Source organism: Sulfurospirillum sp. HTRB-L1, assembly GCF_059415125.1.
The window spans coordinates 1-803 of the sequence record NZ_JCAHZR010000023.1 but is presented as its reverse complement, the minus strand read 5'-3'; the positions used below and the strand labels follow the sequence as shown (position 1 = coordinate 803).

The window sequence follows — 803 nt, the reverse complement described above, 5'->3', positions numbered from 1 at the left end:
CCCATCTGGGGCGAGGGACGCATCACGAATATCGTTGGGTATGGCAAAGAAGGAAGCACCAGTCTTGGTCCCTTGTTCACCCTTTTACAAAACCACTACTTTGCTCCCATCTTTCTTGCCATTATCGTAGGAGTTCCTGCGGTCTTTTTAGCCCATTACTTGATTGTTGGCCCCAAGGTCTTTCCCCACGGGGGAAAGAAGATTAAAATCTTCAGTCTCTTTAACCGCATCATTCACCAAATCGCAGCGGTGAGCTTTATTGTCATTATCCCCACAGGGATTGTGATGGTCTTTGGAAGTTTCTTTGGGGGTGGTGCCTTTGTGCGGTTGTGTAAAGACTTGCACGGCATCTTTACCATTCCCTTTGCCATTGTGGTGATTCCCATGTTTCTCATGTGGGTCAAAGAAGCCATCTTTAACACCGATGACATCAAATGGATGATGATTCTAGGCGGGTACCTCTCCCAAGAGAAACGTCCTATCCCTGCAGGGAAGTTTAACGCAGGGCAAAAGATGTGGTTCTGGATAGCCACCCTAGGCAGCCTTGTCATGGTGATTACGGGTGCGATGATGTACTTGCTTGACTTTGACATGAGTATGTTGGTAAGCCTCACAGGCCTTAGCCAAATCGACCTCTTAAGGGCTGCGGCTATTTTACACAACGTGGTAGGCTTTGCCGTGTTGGCACTGTTTATCACCCACGTGTACATGTCCCTCTTTGCTATCAAAGGTGCGGTGCATAGCATCATCGATGGCCACATGGAAGAGGAAGAAGTGAAGATATTGCACAGTTCGTACTACAA

At 47.8% G+C, this 803-nt stretch carries 1 protein-coding gene; it reads left to right on the top strand.

Annotated features, from left to right (window positions below):
- On the top strand, window positions 1–803 hold an 803-nt coding region (locus tag AC5SLM_RS14425), incomplete at both ends, for a formate dehydrogenase subunit gamma (protein WP_495251675.1).